General features: G+C 61.0%; 13 protein-coding genes. 11 read left to right on the plus strand and 2 right to left on the minus strand.

The features are described from left to right. Nucleotides 1-5: 5 nt before the first annotated feature. From ASE98_RS17250 to ASE98_RS17295, 10 genes are read left to right on the plus strand one after another with little or no spacing between them, the layout of a single operon-like run. Nucleotides 6-3,071 carry a virulence factor SrfB gene (locus ASE98_RS17250; RefSeq protein ID WP_060542543.1) on the plus strand — a complete coding sequence of 1,022 codons (3,066 nt, stop codon included), beginning with the start codon at nucleotides 6-8 and terminating at the stop codon, nucleotides 3,069-3,071. After that, entirely contained in the window at nucleotides 3,068-5,779 is a 2,712-nt protein-coding gene (locus ASE98_RS17255; RefSeq protein WP_060542544.1) for a putative virulence factor, read from the plus strand. The genes ASE98_RS17250 and ASE98_RS17255 overlap by 4 nt, the downstream gene beginning before the upstream one ends. Nucleotides 5,780-5,782: 3 nt before the next feature. Next, nucleotides 5,783-6,805 carry a hypothetical protein gene (locus ASE98_RS17260; RefSeq protein WP_060542545.1) on the plus strand — a complete coding sequence of 341 codons (1,023 nt, stop codon included), beginning with the start codon at nucleotides 5,783-5,785 and terminating at the stop codon, nucleotides 6,803-6,805. Next, nucleotides 6,805-8,796, plus strand: a complete 1,992-nt coding sequence (locus ASE98_RS17265; RefSeq protein ID WP_060542546.1) for a vWA domain-containing protein — start codon at nucleotides 6,805-6,807, stop codon at nucleotides 8,794-8,796. Before ASE98_RS17260 ends, ASE98_RS17265 begins: the two co-directional genes overlap by 1 nt. Before the next feature lie 10 nt (nucleotides 8,797-8,806). Next, nucleotides 8,807-9,508, plus strand: coding sequence for an ABC transporter ATP-binding protein (locus ASE98_RS17270; protein ID WP_060542547.1), 702 nt, complete (start codon nucleotides 8,807-8,809; stop codon nucleotides 9,506-9,508). After that, complete coding sequence (locus tag ASE98_RS17275; protein ID WP_060542548.1) at nucleotides 9,492-10,715, plus strand: ABC transporter permease; 1,224 nt, start codon at nucleotides 9,492-9,494, stop codon at nucleotides 10,713-10,715. The genes ASE98_RS17270 and ASE98_RS17275 overlap by 17 nt, the downstream gene beginning before the upstream one ends. Then, nucleotides 10,705-12,249: an SUMF1/EgtB/PvdO family nonheme iron enzyme gene (locus ASE98_RS17280; protein ID WP_060542549.1), complete on the plus strand. Its 1,545-nt coding sequence runs from the start codon at nucleotides 10,705-10,707 to the stop codon at nucleotides 12,247-12,249. Before ASE98_RS17275 ends, ASE98_RS17280 begins: the two co-directional genes overlap by 11 nt. A gap of 35 nt (nucleotides 12,250-12,284) precedes the next feature. Then, nucleotides 12,285-13,016 carry a hypothetical protein gene (locus ASE98_RS17285; RefSeq protein ID WP_060542550.1) on the plus strand — a complete coding sequence of 244 codons (732 nt, stop codon included), beginning with the start codon at nucleotides 12,285-12,287 and terminating at the stop codon, nucleotides 13,014-13,016. A gap of 4 nt (nucleotides 13,017-13,020) precedes the next feature. Continuing rightward, nucleotides 13,021-13,527: a hypothetical protein gene (locus ASE98_RS17290; RefSeq protein ID WP_060542551.1), complete on the plus strand. Its 507-nt coding sequence runs from the start codon at nucleotides 13,021-13,023 to the stop codon at nucleotides 13,525-13,527. 57 nt (nucleotides 13,528-13,584) lie between these two features. Beyond that, nucleotides 13,585-15,066, plus strand: a complete 1,482-nt coding sequence (locus tag ASE98_RS17295) for a vWA domain-containing protein (protein ID WP_060542552.1) — start codon at nucleotides 13,585-13,587, stop codon at nucleotides 15,064-15,066. A gap of 127 nt (nucleotides 15,067-15,193) precedes the next feature. On the opposite strand, the gene ASE98_RS17300 is transcribed toward ASE98_RS17295, so the two are convergent. Continuing rightward, nucleotides 15,194-16,114, minus strand: a complete 921-nt coding sequence (locus ASE98_RS17300) for a LysR substrate-binding domain-containing protein (RefSeq protein WP_060542553.1) — start codon at nucleotides 16,112-16,114, stop codon at nucleotides 15,194-15,196. Nucleotides 16,115-16,272: 158 nt separating this feature from the next. Between ASE98_RS17300 and ASE98_RS17305 the strand changes: the two genes are divergently transcribed. Further along, entirely contained in the window at nucleotides 16,273-17,667 is a 1,395-nt protein-coding gene (locus ASE98_RS17305) for a NorM family multidrug efflux MATE transporter (RefSeq protein WP_060542931.1), read from the plus strand. Between the two features lie 126 nt (nucleotides 17,668-17,793). Here the strand turns inward: ASE98_RS17305 and ASE98_RS17310 are convergent, their stop codons facing one another. Beyond that, nucleotides 17,794-19,467, minus strand: a complete 1,674-nt coding sequence (locus tag ASE98_RS17310; RefSeq protein WP_060542554.1) for a putative bifunctional diguanylate cyclase/phosphodiesterase — start codon at nucleotides 19,465-19,467, stop codon at nucleotides 17,794-17,796. Between the last annotated feature and the right edge of the window lie 135 nt (nucleotides 19,468-19,602).

A 19,602-nucleotide genomic window follows, 5' to 3' on the forward strand; every position in this document is an offset into this window, starting at 1 on the left:
CCGACATGTTGCCTGAAGTCACTCAATTCGAAGACACCGTCACGCTGGTCAGCGACACCGGCATCCAGTTCATGGATTTCGCCCTGCGCCTGGATCCCCGCAAGGAGCCGGCGGGCGAGTTCGCACCGATGATCAGCGGGCTGATCTGCCGCTTGGCATACAACGAAGAGAAAGACTTCTTTTTCTACGAGCCCGAACCGGAAAAGGTCGAAAAAGCCAAACCTGCGTTCAGCCTCGACATGAAAAGCAGCCTCGAATTGCTCGACGGTATCTGGCTACCGACCCCGTTTTTCCGCTTCATGCCGCCCCATCGCTTCGATGAAGGTCCGACCAACTGGTCGCGCATGCGTCTGGTGAAACTGGCGACACCCGACATCGACGGTAACACCCACCGCCTGACGATGGCCTTCGACAGCCGTGTGATGCCCAAGCGTGACGGCACCGCTTACCTGGCGCCAAATGAAGAAGACATCAGCTCCGGTGTGTCTTTCAAACTGGCGACAAAAGCCAGCGAAACCCGCTGGTTCCTGGCACAGCCGTGGGTCAACGAGTGGCTGCTGGAAGTGTTCAACGAGGGCAATGCCCACCGTTCGCGCGCGGAGTTGGACACCGATATCCGCGCCAGCTATCACCTGGCGCACTACCTTAACTTGCTCAGCCTGTTGAGCACGCCGTCAGCCGCGCAGCAGTCGACGGCCCGGGCGAAAGTTGAAATCCCCGAACTGAAGGTGGTCGCCAACGACAGCAATGGTCTGGTCAACCCGATTCCGGTGGACCTGGTGCTGGACGTCGGCAACTCGCGCACCTGCGGCATCCTGATCGAAAACCACGGTCAGGCCGGCTCCGGGCTGAAGCAGAACTACGTGCTGGAACTGCGCGACCTGATCACCCCCGAGCACACCTACAATCTGCCCTTCGAAAGCCGCGTGGAGTTCGCCCAGGCGTACTTCGGCAAGGACCACTGCTCGGTCAAGAGCGGCCGTCACGACGCGTTCCAATGGGCAACGATTGCCCGTGTCGGCAATGAGGCCAGCCGTCTGGCCAGCCGTCGTCGCGGTACCGAAGGCTCCACCGGCCTGTCCAGCCCGAAACGCTATCTGTGGGACGAAAACGCCTATGGCCACGGCTGGCGTTTCAACTGCTCGTACATCAAGACCGACAGCGAGCCGTACGCCACCGCCGCGCCGTTCTCGCACCTGATCAACGAAACCGGCGAGGCGCTTTACAGCCTCGAAGAGGACGATCGTCTGCCGGTGTTCATGCCGCGTTATTCGCGCAGTTCGCTGATGACCTTCATGCTCGCCGAAGTGTTGGCCCAGGCGCTGTCGCAAATCAACAGCCCGGCCCAGCGCTCGCGCCAGGGGCACACCCGCGTGCCGCGCCAGCTCAACAGCATCACCTTGACCGTGCCGCCGGGCATGCCACAGGCCGAGCGCAGCATCCTCAACGAACGCATGCTGCAAGCCATCGGCCTGGTGTGGAAAAGCCTCGGCTGGCATGCCGGTGAGGAAGATCCACACCAGGATCAGGCCGTCAGCCCGCGCACGCCGATCCCGAGCATTCGCGTGGAATGGGACGAAGCCTCCTGCGGCCAGTTGGTGTACCTGTACACCGAGGTCAACGAGAATTTCGCCGGTCACCCGGAAGAGTTTTTTGACACCATCGCCCGACCAGACAAGACCGACCGCCAACGCATCACCCTCGCGACCATCGACATCGGCGGCGGCACCACGGACCTTGTGATCACCGACTATCGCCTCGACCGCGCGGGTAATACCGGCAGCGGCAGCAATGTGCACATCGTGCCCGAGCAGCGCTTTCGCGATGGCTTCAAAGTGGCCGGCGACGACATCCTGCTGGATGTGATTCAGGACTTCGTCCTGCCGAGTTTCGAAAAGGCCTTGCAGAACGCTGGCGTAAAAGCCCCGGATTCGCTGATGTCACGGCTGTGCGGCGACGAATCGGTCAGCGCCCAGGACATGATCCTGCGCCAACAATTGAATCTCCAGGTGTTCGCCCCGCTGGGTCTGGCGCTGCTCAAGGCGTACGAGCATTACGATCCGCAGGTGCCGCAAGAAGTCACCCCGCAAAGCTACCGCCAATTGCTCGGTGACAACGCGATCAGCAAGAGCGTGCTCGACTACGTCAATGCCGCTGTGCGCCGCGATGTCGGCGGTCAGAGTGGTTTTGACCTGTATGCCGCACCGATCAGCTTCGACCTGCAAAAACTCCACGCCGCCTTCCTCAACGACCAGATCAACATCACCAAGATCCTTGGTGCGCTGTGTGAGGTGGCCGCGCAGTACCCCTGCGATGTCTTGCTGCTGACCGGCCGCCCTTCGCGCCTGCCCGGCATCCAGGCGTTCATTCGCAAGGTGTTGCCGCTGCCACCGGGGCGCATTCTGGCGCTGCAAAACTACCGCACCGGCGGCTGGTATCCGTTTCACAAGAACGGCCGGATCGACGACCCGAAAAGCACCGCCTCGGTCGGCGCCATGCTCTGCCTGTTGTGCGCCAACCACAGCGTGCCGAACTTCTACTTCCGTGCTTCGGCACTCAAGCCGTATTCGACGGTCAAGCACATCGGCGTCATCGACCTGAACAACGTGATCAAGGATGCGGACGTGCTGTACCGCGACATCCAGTCCGAAGACTACAAAATCAAGCTGCCGGAAATTGGCGTGGGCGACGCCGCCGACACGCCACAGCTGGAAATGCGCGGCGATCTGCGCCTCGGATTCCGCCAGTTGGCCACCGACCGCTGGGCCGCCTCGCCGCTGTACACCTTGCGGTTCACCAAGGCCGGTCGGGAGAAGTTTTCCCGCGCCATCGGTGAAAACGGCAGCGCGCCGCTGCTCAAGGTGCGGTTCGAGGTCAAACCGGCGGACAAGTACACGCGCAAGCAGGATCTGGTCAGCGACCGCCTCTCGGTTCGCGACATCGAATCCAACAGCAACAACGTCAACTTCAACCCGCGCAGCGACCTCGAGCTGGAACTCAATACCATGCTCGACGCCGGCCTGAGCGAGACCAAGTACTGGCTCGACAGTGGAAGTGTGAAACGCAAATGAACGACCTGACCCCCGATCAAACTCAGCTCTCTGCCAGTTGGGCCGCTGTTTATGAAGGCGCCGGTCAGGCGCTGGACTGGATTGGCCAGACGCGCGGCAATGCGCCGCGCCTGGACAGCGAAGCCGACAACCTGAACATCCGCCTGCACCGCGCCCGCAACCTGGCTCAAAGCCTCGGTCGCGTGGCCTGCACGCCGATGACAATTGGCTTTTTCGGCTTGTCCCAGGCCGGCAAGTCCTACCTGATATCGGCCCTCGCCGCCGGTCAGAACGGCAAACTGGAAACCGAGTTCGGCGACCATCGTCTGGACTTCATCAAACACATCAACCCGGTGGGTGGTGGCAAGGAAGCCACCGGCCTGGTGACGCGATTCAGCCGTCGGGCGAGGGAAAGTCAGGACAAGGACTTCCCGGTAGAACTCACGCTGTTCAAGGAAATCGAGCTGGCGAAGATTCTCGCCAACGCATGGTTCAAGGATTTCGACCTTGAACGGATTTCCTACGAGATCGACGAAGAGCGCATCCAGCGCGCACTCAAACCGTTCGAAGGCCGCGAAACCGGGCCGCTGCAAACGGGCGTCAACGCCGACGATCTGGTGTCGCTGTGGGATTACCTGCGCGACAACTTCCGCAACTCGGTGAAAAAGCTGGAGCACCTGTACTGGCCCAAAGCGTTGCAACTGGCGCCACGCCTGAATTTCCAGGAGCGGGCCGAGCTGTTTTCGATTCTCTGGGGTGAGCAACGCGAGTTGACCGGCGTGTACCAGCAACTGGCCGGCGCGCTGCACAAGCTGGGCCTGCCCGAGACGGTGTTCGCACCGCTGAAGGCATTGGTGAGCTTCGACAACGACACCTACAGCCAGCGCGACAGCATCATGAACGTCGACATCCTCGAACGTTTCGGCAGCCCGCTGGACTTGCCGATCGATGTTCGACCGCTGGTAGGCGAACGACTGCAAAACAGTCAGGCGATTCCCGTCGCGCAGCTGGCGGCACTGACCGCCGAAATGACCTTCCCCCTGATCGAAGCGCCGGTGGATGACATCGTCAATCAGGTCGACTTGCTGGACTTCCCCGGTTATCGCGGACGCCAGAAACTGCATGAGATCGCCGATTCCAGCGACCCGCAGTCCACCGCCAAGGACAACTCGGTTTCCCAACTGATCCTGCGCGGCAAGGTCGCCTATCTGTTCGAACGCTACACCGACAACCAGGAAATGAACGCACTGGTGGTTTGCACAGGCACGACCAAGCAAAGCGACGTCAACGACGTGGGCCCGGTGCTGACCCGCTGGATCGAAAAAACCCAGGGCGCCGACTCGGCCGCGCGCAGCAAGCGCGACACCGGTCTGATCTGGGCGTTGACCATGCTCGACCTGCGCATTACCAACTCCCTGAGCCTGACACCCGATCAGTACGACGAGAGCTGGAACGGCATGGTCAAGCTGACCATGCTGGAGCGTTTCGGCAGCCTGAGCTGGATGAACGACTGGGCCGGCACACCGTTCCAGAACACCTATCTGGTGCGCAAACCGCGTATGGATGCGGCGTTCATCGGGCAAGACGCGTCCGGTGCGGAAACCGGCCTCAATGCCATCTATCAGGAACGTGTCGACGCGCTGGGTTCCAGCTTTGCCAGCAACTCCCTGGTGTGCAAACACATCAAGAACCCGGCCAACGCCTGGGCAGAAATGCTGCGCAACGATGACGGTGGCATTAGCCACTTCAGCGGCAGTTTCAAAGGCGTGGCCAATATCGAATTCAAACTGCAGCGCATCCGCGAGCAATTGAGCGAATGCCTCGAAGGCCTGACCACTCACGGCCTGAGCACCTGGTACCACGCTGACGACGACAGCGCCGCAGCCGCCAAGAAAGCCAAGGCGCAAATGATTCTGACAGGCCTGGGTCGTCGTCCGGCGGTGCTCGGTGAGTTGATCGATCAACTCGACATTCCGAGTGAAGAGGTGCGCGACCTGTACCTCAGCGGCGTGTACGAAACCGATGACGGGCCGGCCGCGAAAGACGAGCCGATCGCCCCGACACCGAGCCAGAGCCTGTATGGCAACGACGCCGGTTTCGATTTCGATTTCAGTGACGACCTCAGCCACGAAGCACCGGTCAGCAGCAAAACCGGTGCCCCGGCACCCGAGTTACAAAGCAACGAGCACCGTTTTGCCAAAGCGGCCTTCAAGGCCTGGATCGCACACCTGCGTGAACTGACCACCCGGCAAAGCCTGCTCAACCTGCTGGGGCTGGAAAAAGCCTTGCTGGAGGCGGTGGTCGATGAGTTGATCACCGCCGGCTATCGCCAGGACTTGCCGGGGCAACTGAGCCGCGCCGTCCTCAAGCGCGCACAAAGTGGCGCGCGACGCGATCAACTGGTTGAGCGCCAGGTACTGGAAGTGCAACGTGTGCTGCGCGATTTCGTGTCTTGGTTCGGCTACCTCCAGAAGCCGGTGAGCGAGCGTCCAAACAGCCGCGCCGGAGCCAAGGCGCCGTTGTTTTCGTTCTACACCGACATTGGCCCGGGACAAGTCCCCGTGCTGCCGGCGCAACCGGCGAATCAGGCACAGCGGTATCTGGGCGACTGGCTCTCGGGCCTGGCCTACATCACGCAGGACAATGCCGGCCATGGTGCCGGACGTGAAATCACCCCTGAACAGAACGAACGGCTGGGCCAAGTGCTCACAGCCTTCGCAGCGAGATAAGCAATGCCCATTCGTGTCGACCTGCTCGCGTTAGAGCCCAATCTGCCTGGCCAGGCCCGCCTTACTGTGAAGAAATGGCAGGGTGGCGAGGAACAGCTGGAATTTTCCCTTCAGCGTAACCAGGACGGTTTTTACCTCCAGGACCATAAGGCCTGGAGCAACAATCCATTCTGGTTCAAGGTCTCGCGTTTCAACTTCACGGCCAACGGCGAAGCCCTGGAAACGCAGATCGGCCCGAATGTGGTCGACCCGCTGCTGGAAGGCGGCGCCAACGCGCAATTCCAGATCGAACTGCGTGAACAGAACCATGGTCATGCCGACAAAGGCGTGGTTCGCCCAGGCATTGGCGTGCTGCCGTCCATGGCCGGCGGCCAGACGCGCTCGACCTATGGCGGGGCTGAACTGACAGCGCCGAGCGTACCGGCGCAGGACATCCCGGAAATCCCGGACATGCCTGAACTGGTCTTGTCCACCGCCGAGCCTGACGTGGAGTTGGAGTCGGTGCTCACCGAGACCGACTACACACCGCCTCCCCCACCGGCGAAGAAAAGCAACAAAGGCCTGATCGGCCTGTTGATTGTGGTGCTGCTGCTGGCAGCGGGCGCCGGATTCTGGTTCTACAAACGCACCCCGGCCCCTGCTGTTGCAGCCACTGCCGCCGCACCCGCCGGCGCCGATGCCCAGGCGTGCACCCTCGACAGCATGAACAGCCTGCCCGAACTGACCTTCGTCCAAACCTGCATCAAGGCAGCACCCGACAGCGCCAAGTTGCTGGAGATCATCAACCAGGCCAAGGCTGGCAAGCACTGCGGCGTCGCCCAGCGCCTGTACGCCAACCGTGCCCAGGCCGGTGACACGTTGATCGCCAACGCCTATGCCCGCGAATACGACCCAAAATACCTGAAGGCCAGCGAGTGCTTCCCGGCTGCGGACAACGCCACCGCCGCCTACTGGTATGAAACCATCCTCACCCAGGACCCGAACAACGCCGAAGCCAAGCAGCGCTTCGAGGAGTTGCAGAAGTGATGCGTTCACCCCTGAGTCGATTCCTGTTGAGCGGTGCCGCCTTGCTCGCGCTGTGCATCAGCCCGCTGTCCCAGGCCGAAGACAAACCGCTGATCCAGGCCGGTAAAAAGACCCTGTTCCAACGCGTGCTGACCACTCCGGGCTGCAAAATCGGCCCGACGGCGGGCGGGGCGGCAGGCGACCCACAACCAGTCTTCAGCCGCTTTTATGTGTACGAGCGCGCCCAGGCGAACAACGCCGAGTGGCTGAAAGTCGGCCCTGACAGCTACGGCAAAACCATTGGCTGGCTGCCCGCCAGCTGTACCACCGACTGGAAGATGCAACTGACGCTGGCCTTCACCAACCCGGCCAACCGCGACCGGCTGCTGTTCTTCAAGGACCGCGCCACCGTCGAAGGCATTCTTGATGCACCGGACCCGGTCAGCAAAGTCGCGCCGTTGCGGGCCGCGTTGAAAAAGGGCCAACAGGCACCAGGCGTACTGGCTGAAGAACCGGAATACTTCGTCGACCTGCAAAAGCAGTTCTACCTGCTGCCGGTGCTCAGTGGCGAAGAAGTCATGACCGAAAGCGGTTTCCGCACGCGCCTGCTCAACGTCGCCTCCGTCAGCAAGCTGGATGACAAGAACGCCAAGGGCGGTGCTGCAACCAGCGCGGCCGGTGGCAAGGAAGCCGAAGACAAAAAGGCCAACCAGTTGAAGGAATTCAGTGCGGCCGTGGTATTTGTCATCGACTCGACGATTTCGATGGATCCCTACATCGACCGCACCCGCGAGGCGATCCGCAAGGTTTACCAGAAGATCGAAGCGCAGAATCTCGGCAAGCAGGTCAAGTTCGGCATGGTAGCTTTCCGCTCCAACACCCAGGCGGTGCCGGGGCTGGAATACACCACCAAGATGTACGCCGACCCTACCAAGGTGAAAGACAGCGCCGACTTTTTCGCCAAGATCGCCGACCTCAAACAGGCTACCGTGTCGAGCAGCAGCTTCGATGAAGACTCGTTTGCCGGCGTCATGGAAAGCATCGAAAAGGTCGAATGGAGCCAATTCGGCGCGCGCTACGTGGTGCTGATCACCGACGCTGGAGCCATCGAAGGCGACGACAAACTGTCGAAGACCGGCTTGAGCGCCGCGCAGGTGCGTATCGAAGCTTCCAACCCGGGTGTGGCGATTTACACCCTGCACCTGAAAACCCCGGCCGGAGCCAAGGACCACGCCAAGGCTGAAGCGCAATACAGGAACCTGTCGACTTACCCGGGCACCAATACCTCGCTGTACTACCCGGTGAATGCGGGCGATGTGCAGGAATTCGGGCGCAAGGTTGACGCTCTGGCCGGGGCGATCACGACACAAGTGAAAGCCGCCTACATGGGCGAAGACGCCATCGGCAGCGCGGCGAACGCCAAGCAGGACCCGGCCGAGAAGAAAATGCTCGAAGACGCGGCGCTGATCGGCCACGCCATGCAGCTCGCCTATCTCGGCGAGAAGACCAACAGCAAAGCCCCGCCAGTGTTCAAGGCTTGGATCACAGACCGCGACCTGATCAAGCAGAACATCCCGACCACCGATGTGCGGGTGCTGCTGACCAAGTCGCAGCTCAGCGATTTGAGCGACGTGATGAAAAAAATCCTCGATGCCGCCAACGAAGGCCTGATTTCACCCACGGAAATGTTCGATCGCCTGCGCACAGTGGCGGCGACCATGGGCGCCGATCCCAATCAGCTCAAACAGAACAGCAACGCCAAACTGGCGGACATGGGCGTGCTCGGTGAATACCTCGAAGACCTGCCCTATCAGAGTGAAGTGCTGAACCTGGATGAAGAGACCTGGAAGAGCTGGGACGGTCTGGCGCAAGAGAAATTCATCCGCACGCTGAACACCAAACTGCGGCATTACCAGCGTTACAACGCCGATGTCGACCGTTGGGTGGCTTTAGCCAAGGACAGCGATGCGCGGGACAACGTGTACCCCGTGCCACTCGAAATGATGCCTTAACGAGACGCTGATGCTCGATATCAAGAACCTGCTGGTGCGCCGTGGTGAAGGCGCGCTGGCCCATCACGTACGCCTGCCGCATTTGCAGGTCGGTGCCGGAGAAATCCTCGCCATCACCGGCGAGAGCGGCAGCGGCAAAAGCACATTGCTCGAAGCCATCGGCCTGTTGCTCGCGCCAGTGGAACTCGAGCGCTTTCGGCTGGGCCCGACGCCCGCTCAGGATATCGCGCACCTGCTGGCGACTGACGACCAACCGGCGCTCGCAGCGGTACGTTCACGGCACTTGGGCTTCATTTTGCAGAGCGGCGGCTTGCTGCCGTTCCTGAGTGTGCGCGACAACATCAGCCTGCCGCGACGTTTGCTCGGGATGTCGGCGAAGAGCGAACACATCGACCACGCCGTTGACGTGTTGCGCCTGCAAGGGTTGCTGGATAAACAACCTCAGGCCTTGTCGATCGGCGAACGCCAGCGCGTGGCCTGCGTTCGCGCGATTGCCCATGAACCACTGCTGCTGTTGGCCGACGAGCCGACCGCCGCGCTCGACCCTCACAGCGCCCGGCGTTTGTTCGAGTTGCTCCTGAGCCTGGTGTCGAGCATGGGTTTGAGCGCACTCGTTGTGTCCCATGACTGGGCCTTGCTGAAGGCTTTCGGCTTGCCGCGACTCGGCGCTATCAGCCGCCAGGGAGAGACTCTGTTTGAACCGATGGACTGATCGCTTGCACCTGCTGGGCTCACTGGCGCTGCAAGACCTCTGGCACGACCGCAAGGTCTCGCTGTGCATCGCCGCCTCCCTGGTGGCGGTGATTGCGCCTTTGTTGCTGCTGTTCGGGCTCAAACACGGGGTGGTCAGCCAGTTGCAGGACGAACTCCTGCGCGACCCGCGCAACCTTGAAGTGAAGATGCTCAGCAATGGCAACTACGACACGGCCTGGATCGAGCGTTTGCGCCAGCGACCCGAGACCGGTTTTGCCCTTGGCCAGACCCGCTCGCTCAATACCCAGGCTGACCTGCTGATCGGCATGCAGCGGTTTGTCGAAGGTGCGGAAATCATCGCCACCGAGCCGGGCGACCCACTACTGAACCTGGCGTCACTTAACCCCGTCGGCAATCAAGTGATCCTCAGCGCCAGTGCAGCACAACGCTTGCAGGCCAAGGCCGGCGACAGCGTGCAGCTGCGCGCCTTGCGTCGCCTGGATGGGGTCAATGAACGCGGCGAGATGACGCTGACGGTACTGGCCGTGCTCGACGCTGCCCGCTTCGGTCGCGCGGCCGGGTTTGTCGCCCCGCCGCTGCTGCTGGATCTGGAACGCTTTCGCGACGGTTATCAGGTCATCGGGTTCGGTGTGACCACCGGCAAGCCTCAGGGTAATCTACAACCACTGTATGCCCGCGCCCGCGTCTATGCGCGCGACATCGATCAGGTCGCACCGCTGGAACACTGGCTCAACGAACAACACATCGAAACGTCCAGCCGGCTGGCTGACATCGATAACGTCAAAGCCATCAACCATGTGCTGGGGCTGATTTTCGGCGTGATCGCCATGGCAGCGCTGATCGGTTGCGTGGCGTCGATGGTCGGTGCGTTCCTGGCCAACATCGACCGTAAACGCAAAAGCCTGGCGGTCCTGCGCCTGCTGGGTTTCAAGCGCAGCGCCGTCGGCGGTTTCGTGGTCCTGCAAGCGCTGGTGCTGAGCTTTGCCGGCTACGTTGGCGGACTGGGGTTTTATGCCGTGGGCAGTCATTTGTTCGACTACTTGCTCGGCAGCAGTCGCGCCACCGGTACCTTCGTTTGCCACATTACTGTTTGGCATGGCCTGGCCGCCCTGCTCCTGACCTTTTTGGTCGCTGCATTGGTGGCCATGATTGGCGCCCTGCGAGCGATCAACATCCAACCTGCGGAGAGTCTGCGTGAGCTATAAACGTTTTGGCTTGCTGTTACCCCTGACCCTCGGCTACGTGCTCGACGCCTCGGCGGCAGGCTGGGAAGAGAAGTATTACAACCCCATGCCCGAGGCTGGCGACGTCGTGCTGCCGATGCCTTGCGAAGGCTCGATGGTGTTTCGCAAGGTGTTCATTCCGGTCGCCGGACCGCTCGACGACTATCCGATCAATATCGGTCAGGACGGCGCGGAATACGGCTACGTCGAACAGACCCGTCCGACCTTTATCGCCGGCAGTTTTACCGGGGCCAAAAGCGACAAATCCCGCTACTACCTGATGGCCAAGTACGAGATGAGTCAGTTGCAATACGCCGCGCTGACCGAAGCCACCTGCCCCACCGCCGCCACCAAGATGCGCTTGCCGCAAACGGCGGTGAGCTGGGTGCAAGCCATCGACGTCGCCGACAAATACAACCTGTGGCTGCGCAAAAACGCCGCCGGCAAGCTGCCCAAAGAAGACGGCACGCAAGGCTTCCTGCGCCTGCCGACCGAGGTCGAATGGGAGTTCGCCGCGCGCGGCGGGCTTGAAGTCAGTGCCGCTGAATTCCGCGACACGCACTACCCGATGCCGGAAGGCATCAACGCCTACGAGTGGTTCGCCGGGGCGCAATCGTCCAACGGCAAAGTACAATTGAGCGGACTGCAAAAGCCCAATCCGCTGGGCCTGCATGACATTCTCGGTAACGTCGACGAAATGATGTTCGAGCCGTTTCGCCTCAATAAACTCGACCGCCAGCACGGTCAGGCCGGCGGCTACGTCGTTCGTGGCGGCAACTACCTGACCGCCCAGGCCGACCTGCGTACGGCATTGCGTCAGGAAGAGCCGTATTACAACGCCGAAGGTCAGGTGAAAAACAAGACCACCGGCTTGCGACTGGTGCTGGTCTCCCCGACCCTCACCTCTCGCGAACGGGTCGCCAGCATCGAAAGCAGCTGGAAGAAACTCGGTACAGGCAGCAAAGAAGCTGAATCCGCCGACAAAGGCACCGTGCAATCCCTGAACAGCCTCGCCTCGGGCGTCGAAGACAAAGCGCTCAAAGAAAAGCTCCAGGCCCTGGAAAACCAGCTGCGCGCCAGCAACCAGCAGCAGGAAGAAACCCGCGACCAGGCGATTCGCGCCAGCCTCAACCTGGGCGCGTTCCTGTGCACCAAGATGCTCGACGATGGTCAATATGTGGACTTCCTGCAAAAGAACTACAAGCTCAATTGCGAAGGCACGGACAAGGACGCCAGTTGCGACATGCGCAAAACCAAGCTCGACGAGCAAAAGGATCGCCTGCACAAACTCAGCCGTTACTACGCCAGCAGCCTGGTGGAATCAGCTACCTTGTACGGCCAGCCACTGCTTGAAACGCAAGTCCCGGTAATGGAAGAAATCATCAGCCGCAACAAACAGCTGCAGGACCTCAAACCTTACTTGCGCACCCACTGGGCCAATCAGAAGGCGTTCCTGCAAAAGCAGAAAATCGATACTCAAGCCTGGCTGAACAGCTGCAAAACCGTCACTCAATAACAATGCGTCAACACCGTTACCCAGGAGTTTTCACCATGTCGCGCAGCCTTTTGACTCGCTTCAAGCTACAGATCGCTTTCGTGGTCGCCGGCAGCCTGTTAATGACCGGTTGTGCCAACACCGGCAGCTCCATGCTCGGCGAAGGCGACGGTGCCGATCCGCGCCTGACCCAGGGTAATGACGCAGAATTCTTCAGCAAGTCCGGATACCAGGCCTGCGCCGTCGGCGCCGGTGTCGCCATCCTCGCTTGCGCACTGTCCAACAGCAACAACAAAACCGTGTGCGTCGTCGCCGCCGGTATTACCGCGTGCGGCGTGGCCATGGGCGCGAACTATTACCTGGATCAACGTCGTGCCGAATACGCCGACACCACCACTCGTTTGGCGAAGATGAACCGCGACGTCGAACAAGACACGCAAAAGGTGATCGCCCGTACCGCGACCGCTCAGCAAGTGATCAATGACGACCAGGCGCAAATCGCCCAGATCAAAAAGGACATCGCCAGAAAGAGAGTCGACCATTCCAAGGCTCAGGCGCAAATCGCCGGGATCGATTCGGACATCGCGCGCCTGCGTAAAGACCTGGCCAACATGCGTACCAAAGTCACCGAGTACAGCAAAGTGGCAGACGCCGAGCGCTCACAAGCCACCAGCGCCGAGATCAGGCAGGTGGACATGAACATTCAGAAAATGAACCAGAAAGTCGTCACCCTCCAGAAGGAAGTCGACGCTCTGTACAGCCAACGCTCCGCAATCACTCTGGGTTAAAGACATGACGCTACAACAACTGGTGATCATCACTGCCGTTCTGGTCCTGAGCGGTTGCGCGACCACGCCTGGCGAGTGCGATGCGACCAATCGCGACAGCAGCATGCTGACCAAGATGAACTGCGACTACTCCGGCGGTTACAGCGAACAGGTCAAACAGAAGGAACTGGCCCTGAGCGAGTCCCGCCAGCAAAACGCAATGTTCCATCAGGTGTACCAGAACATTCAGGCCCAGCAACTCAGCACCAAGACCGATCTGGCCAGCCAGCAGAAATCCCAGAACGCGCTGAATCAGTCACTGACGCAACTGCTGGCCTCGCTCAAGGCCCGGCGTGGCAATGAAGCCCACGTGCAGAAGCAGATTGCCGACCTCGAGAAGCAGCTCAAGGCTTCGCAAGCAGCGCCAATGACCCAATCAACGCCAGCAACTCTGGCGGCCAAGCAGCAAGAGCTCAAGACGCTGCAGAAGAAGGTCAATCAGCTGCAATTCAGCCTTGGCTACGAAGAGTAACTTTTTACCCCGCAGGGCATCCCGACGGATGCCTGCACTTTTTCAGGAATCGTCGTCATGCAGCGGGTCATCAGGGATGCGCAAGCCACATCGGAGGGGATGAGTGCGCTGCAAGCCAAAGTCGCCCTTATCCAGAAACACTTTCCGCCGACCGTCGCCAGTCTGTTTGCTATCCCGAGGATGGGCAGCGGTGACGTACTGGAATGGTGGACCGAACTGGGTGGCCAACCCACGCCCTATGCCGACCTCAACGAGGACGCGCAACGACGTTTGCTGGAAACCTATGAAGTGCGCCAGACGTCCCTTGGACAGCTGGCGGACGAACTGCAAAAACGCGGTCAACCGACGGAAGCGGATGACCTGCGCAGCCTGCTCGGCGCGCCTGAGCTGGACAAACTCTACAGCCTCAACGGTGAGCCTTTGGTGGTGCGCTGGAACCTGCGCCCGCCCAAACCGATCGTGCCGCCGGTGATTCCGGTGGCGCCGATCGTGCCGCCATCGCGTCGTGGCTGGTGGATCGCAGCGGCCTTGCTCGCGCTGCTGTTGTTGCTTCTGGCGCTCTGGCTCTGGTGGTTCCTGCATCGTGAGCCGGTTGTCGTGGTTCCGCCGGTTGCGCCTGCGGCGCCGGTGGTGACGCCGGCTGAGAAACCAGTTGAGAAACCGGTTGAGCCGGTCCCCGAGCCTGTCGTGGAACCTGAACCGAAACCTGCTCCGGTACCTGAACCCGCGCCAGAACCGGTACCGGAACCCAAGCCGGTACCGCCACCCAAACCGGCACCGGAACCCAAGCCGGTTCCACCACCAAAACCGGTAGTGGCTGCCCCGCCACCTCCACCTCCACCGCCACCGGTCCCGACGCTGGACAACTTCGCCTGCCGTAAAAATGCGCCGCCCGCAGAGGTCCCGCAATTCGTGGTGGTGCTCGACACCTCAGGTTCGATGAACTTGAACATCAAGTCAGTGAAAGCCGACGAGGACTGGTACTTCGGTGGTAATGACCTCAACAAGCTCCTGGATCCGGACCGCACCATGCGGCTCACCGCCAAACCCAGCCGCATGGACGTCGCCAAGGACTCGCTGGCCGGCATGATCAACGGGCTGGACCCGAAAATCGATACACGCCTGATCACCTTCGCCGGCTGTGAAAGAACACCGGACCGGGGTGTGTTCAGGTTCGGCGACCGCCCGCGGCTGATCAACGGGATTCGAGGTCTGGCTCCCGACGACGGCACACCTCTGGCCGACAGCCTGGCTCACGCGGCGAGTACCGTCGACGGGCGCAATAACGATGCGGTTATCGTGATGTTTGTCGACGGAGAAGACGGTTGCGGGCAGGACGTTTGCGCAGTATCCCGTCGAATCGCCAGGGAACAACCGCGCCTGCGGGTCAACGTAGTGAAAATCGGTGCTGGCGGCCCTTCACGCTGCATCGCTGAAAACACCGGTGGCCGGGTTTACAACAGCACCAATGCGGCTGAACTGGCTAACCAATTGAAACAGGCGAGCAAGGAAGTCTCCAGCAATACCAAGTGCAATTAGCGTGGCGACTGCTCCGCAATTGAGGTGAGCCCATCGCGGGCAAGCCACGCTCCCACAGGGTTTGTGTCATTCACAAAAAGGGCGGAACGACACTTAACCTGTGGGAGCGTGGCTTGCCAACGATGATTCAGCTCAGGTGCTCGACCGCCGGTAACTCCATCGCCCGTACCTCTCCCAAGAGGAAATCGCTGAGCCGGCGCAAACGTTCACCTCCGGGACGGGTTTTCGGCCAGACCAGGTAATAATTCTCACCGCTGGCGACGGCTGTCGGCCACGGCAAACTCAGACGTCCCTGCGCGACATCCTCTGCCACCATCAGCAAATCGCCCATGGACACCCCGTAGCCACGGGCGGCTGCAATCATGCCCAGCTCCAGCGTGTCGAACACCTGCCCTCCCTTGAGCGAGACCTGATCGGTCAGGCCCATGCGCTCTAGCCAGTTGCGCCAGTCACGGCGGTCCGGCGTCGGGTGCAGCAACTCGGTACTGGCCAGGCGCGCGACGCCCCATGGTTGGTCCTTCAGAAGATTCGGCGCACCCACCGGGATCAGCTCTTCGGGGAACAGGAAAGTTGCCTCCCAATCCGGTGGAAAATGCCCATTGCTGAGGATGACGGCACAGTCGAAGGGTTCGTGGTTGAAGTCCACGGTATCAATGTCCATCCAGGCGCTGGTCAATTGCACCTCGTTCCCCGGTCGCAAGTGCCGAAACCGACTGAGCCGCGCCAACAACCAGCGCATAGTCAGGGTCGACGGAGCTTTCATGCGCAGGATGTCGTCTTCGGCGCGCAAGCTATTGCAGGCCCGCTCCAGGGCGGTGAAGCCTTCGCGAATGCCCGGCAGGATCAGCCGCGCCGATTCGGTTAATTGCAAGTTGCGTCCGCTGCGATGAAACAGCCGACAGGCAAAATGCTCCTCGAGCGTACGAATATGCCGACTGACCGCACTTTGGGTAATCGACAGTTCTTCGCCCGCACGGGTAAACGAACTGTGCCGAGCCGCGGCTTCGAATGCGCGCAGGGCATACAAGGGAGGAAGACGACGGGACATCGGGAAAGCTCCTGCAGCGGGGTTCGGCGCACTGGCAGAAACTTTACCAGCATGAGTTTGACTCATGCCATCCATCCTTTTTATCCCTTTGTGCAAACCCCGCAGAGCGCCGAGAATCGACGTTTTCCTGTTCACTTCGAGAATCGGGCGTGATGACCATGCAGCATCCGGCACGTATAGAACTCCGGGCCATCCTGCGGCTGGCGGGGCCGTTGATTGCCTCGCAGTTGGCGCACATGCTGATGGTCCTCACCGATACGTTGATGATGGCGCGCCTGAGCCCGGAAGCGCTCGCGGGCGGCAGCCTGGGTGCAGCGAGTTACTCGTTCGTGGCGTTTTTCTGTATCGGCGTCATCGCTGCGGTCGGCACGCTTGTGTCCATCCGTCAGGGTGCGGGTGATACCGCCGGCGCCGCACGGCTGACCCAGGCCGGCTTGTGGCTGGCCTGGCTGATGGCGCTCGTAGCGGGCGTGCTGTTATGGAACCTGAAACCGGTGCTGCTGTTGTTCGGCCAGACCGAAAGCAACGTCCAGTCGGCCGGCCAGTTTCTGATTTTTCTGCCGTTCGCCCTGCCCGGCTACCTGAGCTTCATGGCCCTGCGCGGGTTCACCAGCGCCATCGGCCGGGCAACGCCGGTGATGGTCATCAGCCTGGCCGGTACGGTGGCCAACTTCCTGCTCAACTATGCATTGATCACCGGGATGTTCGGTTTGCCGAAACTGGGGCTGATGGGTATTGGCCTGGTCACGGCAATTGTCGCCAACCTGATGGCCGTGGCGCTGGCACTGCACATTGGCCGGCATCCGGCTTACGACGCCTACCCGCTGCGTCAAGGCCTGTCGCGACTCAACCGCCAGTATCTGAAAGAACTGTGGCGCCTGGGGCTGCCGATTGGGGGTACCTATGCCGTGGAGGTCGGCTTGTTTGCCTTCGCCGCGCTGTGCATGGGCACCATGGGCAGTACGCAATTGGGCGCGCACCAGATAGCCCTGCAAATCGTTTCGGTGGCGTTCATGGTACCGGCGGGGCTTTCCTACGCGATCACCATGCGCATCGGCCAGCATTACGGCGCCGGGCAATTGCTCGACGCACGCTTGGCCGGCCGGGTCGGTCTCGCCTTTGGTGCAGCGGCGATGTTGTGTTTCGCCATGGTTTTCTGGCTGCTGCCGAACCAGCTGGTAGGTCTGTTTCTCGATCAGAACGATCCGGCGTTCCGCGACGTCATCAACCTCGCTGTGAGCCTGCTGGCAGTGGCTGCATGGTTCGAACTGTTCGACGGTACGCAAACCATCGCCATGGGCTGCATCCGCGGCCTCAAGGACGCCCGGACCACTTTCCTGGTCGGACTGGGTTGCTACTGGCTGATTGGCGCGCCGGCGGCGTGGTGGATGGCGTTCCACCTGCATTGGGGGCCAACAGGTGTCTGGTGGGGATTGGCGCTGGGTCTTGCGTTCGCGGCGGTGAGCCTGACGCTGGCGTTTGAGTGGAAGATGAAGCGGATGATTCGCCGGGAGTCGGTACATCCGCACTTCGAGGCCATTCGAAGCGAATAAGATGCCCTTGTGGGAGCAAATACTGTGGCGAGCTCGGCTGCGCAGCAGTCGTAAAATTGGGGCGCTGTGCAGCCCAACGGGGGCAAGCCCCCTCGCCACAAAGCTCATCCCCACATTTGATGGCGACTAAATCACGAACTCCAAAGCCGGCTGCTGATTGCTGCCGAATGTCAGATACTCCACCAATTCCGCCAACGGCAACGGCTTGCTGATCAGATAACCCTGCACCTGATCACAGTCAAAGCCGCGTAACAATTCCAGCTGCTCCGGCGTCTCTACACCTTCGGCGACCACCTCGAGGTTGAGGTTGTGCGCCAGATTGATCATCGCGTGCACCAGTTTGCGGTTCTCTTCTCGCTGCTCCATGCCGCCGACAAAGCTCTTGTCGATCTTCAGCAAAGTGATCGGCAGGCTGTTGAGGTGCACGAATGACGAGAATCCGGTACCAAAGTCGTCGAGGGAGAAGCGCACACCCAGGCGCCCGAGGGCGTCCATCGTCTGCTTGACCAGATCGCTGCGGCGCATGACCGCGGTTTCGGTCAGTTCGAACTCCAGCCACTGCGCCTCCACACCGCGCTCGGCAATAAGGCGGCTGAGGGTCGATAGCAACTGGCTGTCCTGAAATTGCCGGAACGACAGATTGATCGCCATGTGCAAAGCCGGCAAACCGCGCTCGCGCAAGGCCTGCATATCGCGCAGGGCACGGGAAATAACCCAGTAACCCAGCGGTACGATCAAGCCGCTCTGCTCGGCCAGCGGCACGAATTCGCTCGGTGGCAGCAAGCCCCGCTCGGCATGGCGCCAGCGCACCAGGGCTTCGAGGCCGACGATCTGCCCGTCCTCGAGGTTCAACCGTGGCTGGTAATGCAATTCCAGCTCGTCGCGGCGCAACGCCCGGCGCAGTTCGGTTTCGAGGTCGGCGATGCTGCGGGCATTGCGGTTGATGCGTTCGTTGAAAATATGAAAGGTGCAGCCCTGAGTGCTCTTGGCCTGTTGCATGGCAATGTGCGCATGCCACATCAACGGGTCCGCGCCAGCCTGGGCCCGGGCATAGGCAATGCCCAGGCTGGAGCCGATCAACAGGCTTTCGCCGTCGACCCAATACGGCTCGGCCAACGCTTCGCTGATGCGTTCGGCCATCCATTCGGCGCGCTGGGGAGCACGGCGAGTGTCGATCAGCAGGGCGAATTCGTCACTGCCCAACCGCGCCAGCTGATCGCCAGCCTCCAGCTGACTTTTAAGCCGCGCGACCACTTGCAGGATCAGGCGATCACCGGCCTGGTGGCCGAGGGCATCGTTGGCGTGACGGAAATTGTCGAGGTCAAGGTGACCGAGGGCCAGGCCACGACCGTCGCTTTCCGCCAGTCGCGCCGTGAGCAAAGTCTGGAATCCCTGACGGTTGGCGATACCGGTCAACGGGTCTTGTTCGGCCAGGCGTTGCAGGGTGGTTTCCAGCACGCCCCGCTCACGCACATGGCGCAGGCAACGGCGCAACATGCCAGGATCCAGATGGTCGCGTACCAGCCAGTCACTTACACCATCAGGCGGGTTCGGCGGCTCGTGATCGAGCAGCAATACCACTGGCAGACTGCAACGGCCTGGTGCCGGTTGAAGTTGCGGGATGGTCAATAACACCGCGTTGCGGTTGTCATCGAACAGACTGCTGACCGATTCCCAGCTCGGCGCGCTGATGAGCACCGCCGAGCTCCCCATCGGAGCCAGACACTCGCGCAACAACGCTGCCCACGCTGGCTCTTCGGCCAGTAACAGCAAACGCAAGGGTTCGACAGGCGTAGACAAGCTAGCTCCCTAGACTCTGCAATGATGTAGGCGGCAGGCATTATGCCGCGCCCATAACCAATGACCAATGGCATCAGTTATCAAAAGTCAGGTCTTTTTATTTTGAGTCACGAGACACTCGCCGTGATTTCGTTG

The sequence above is a fragment of the Pseudomonas sp. Leaf48 genome (assembly GCF_001421885.1).
GTDB lineage: Bacteria > Pseudomonadota > Gammaproteobacteria > Pseudomonadales > Pseudomonadaceae > Aquipseudomonas.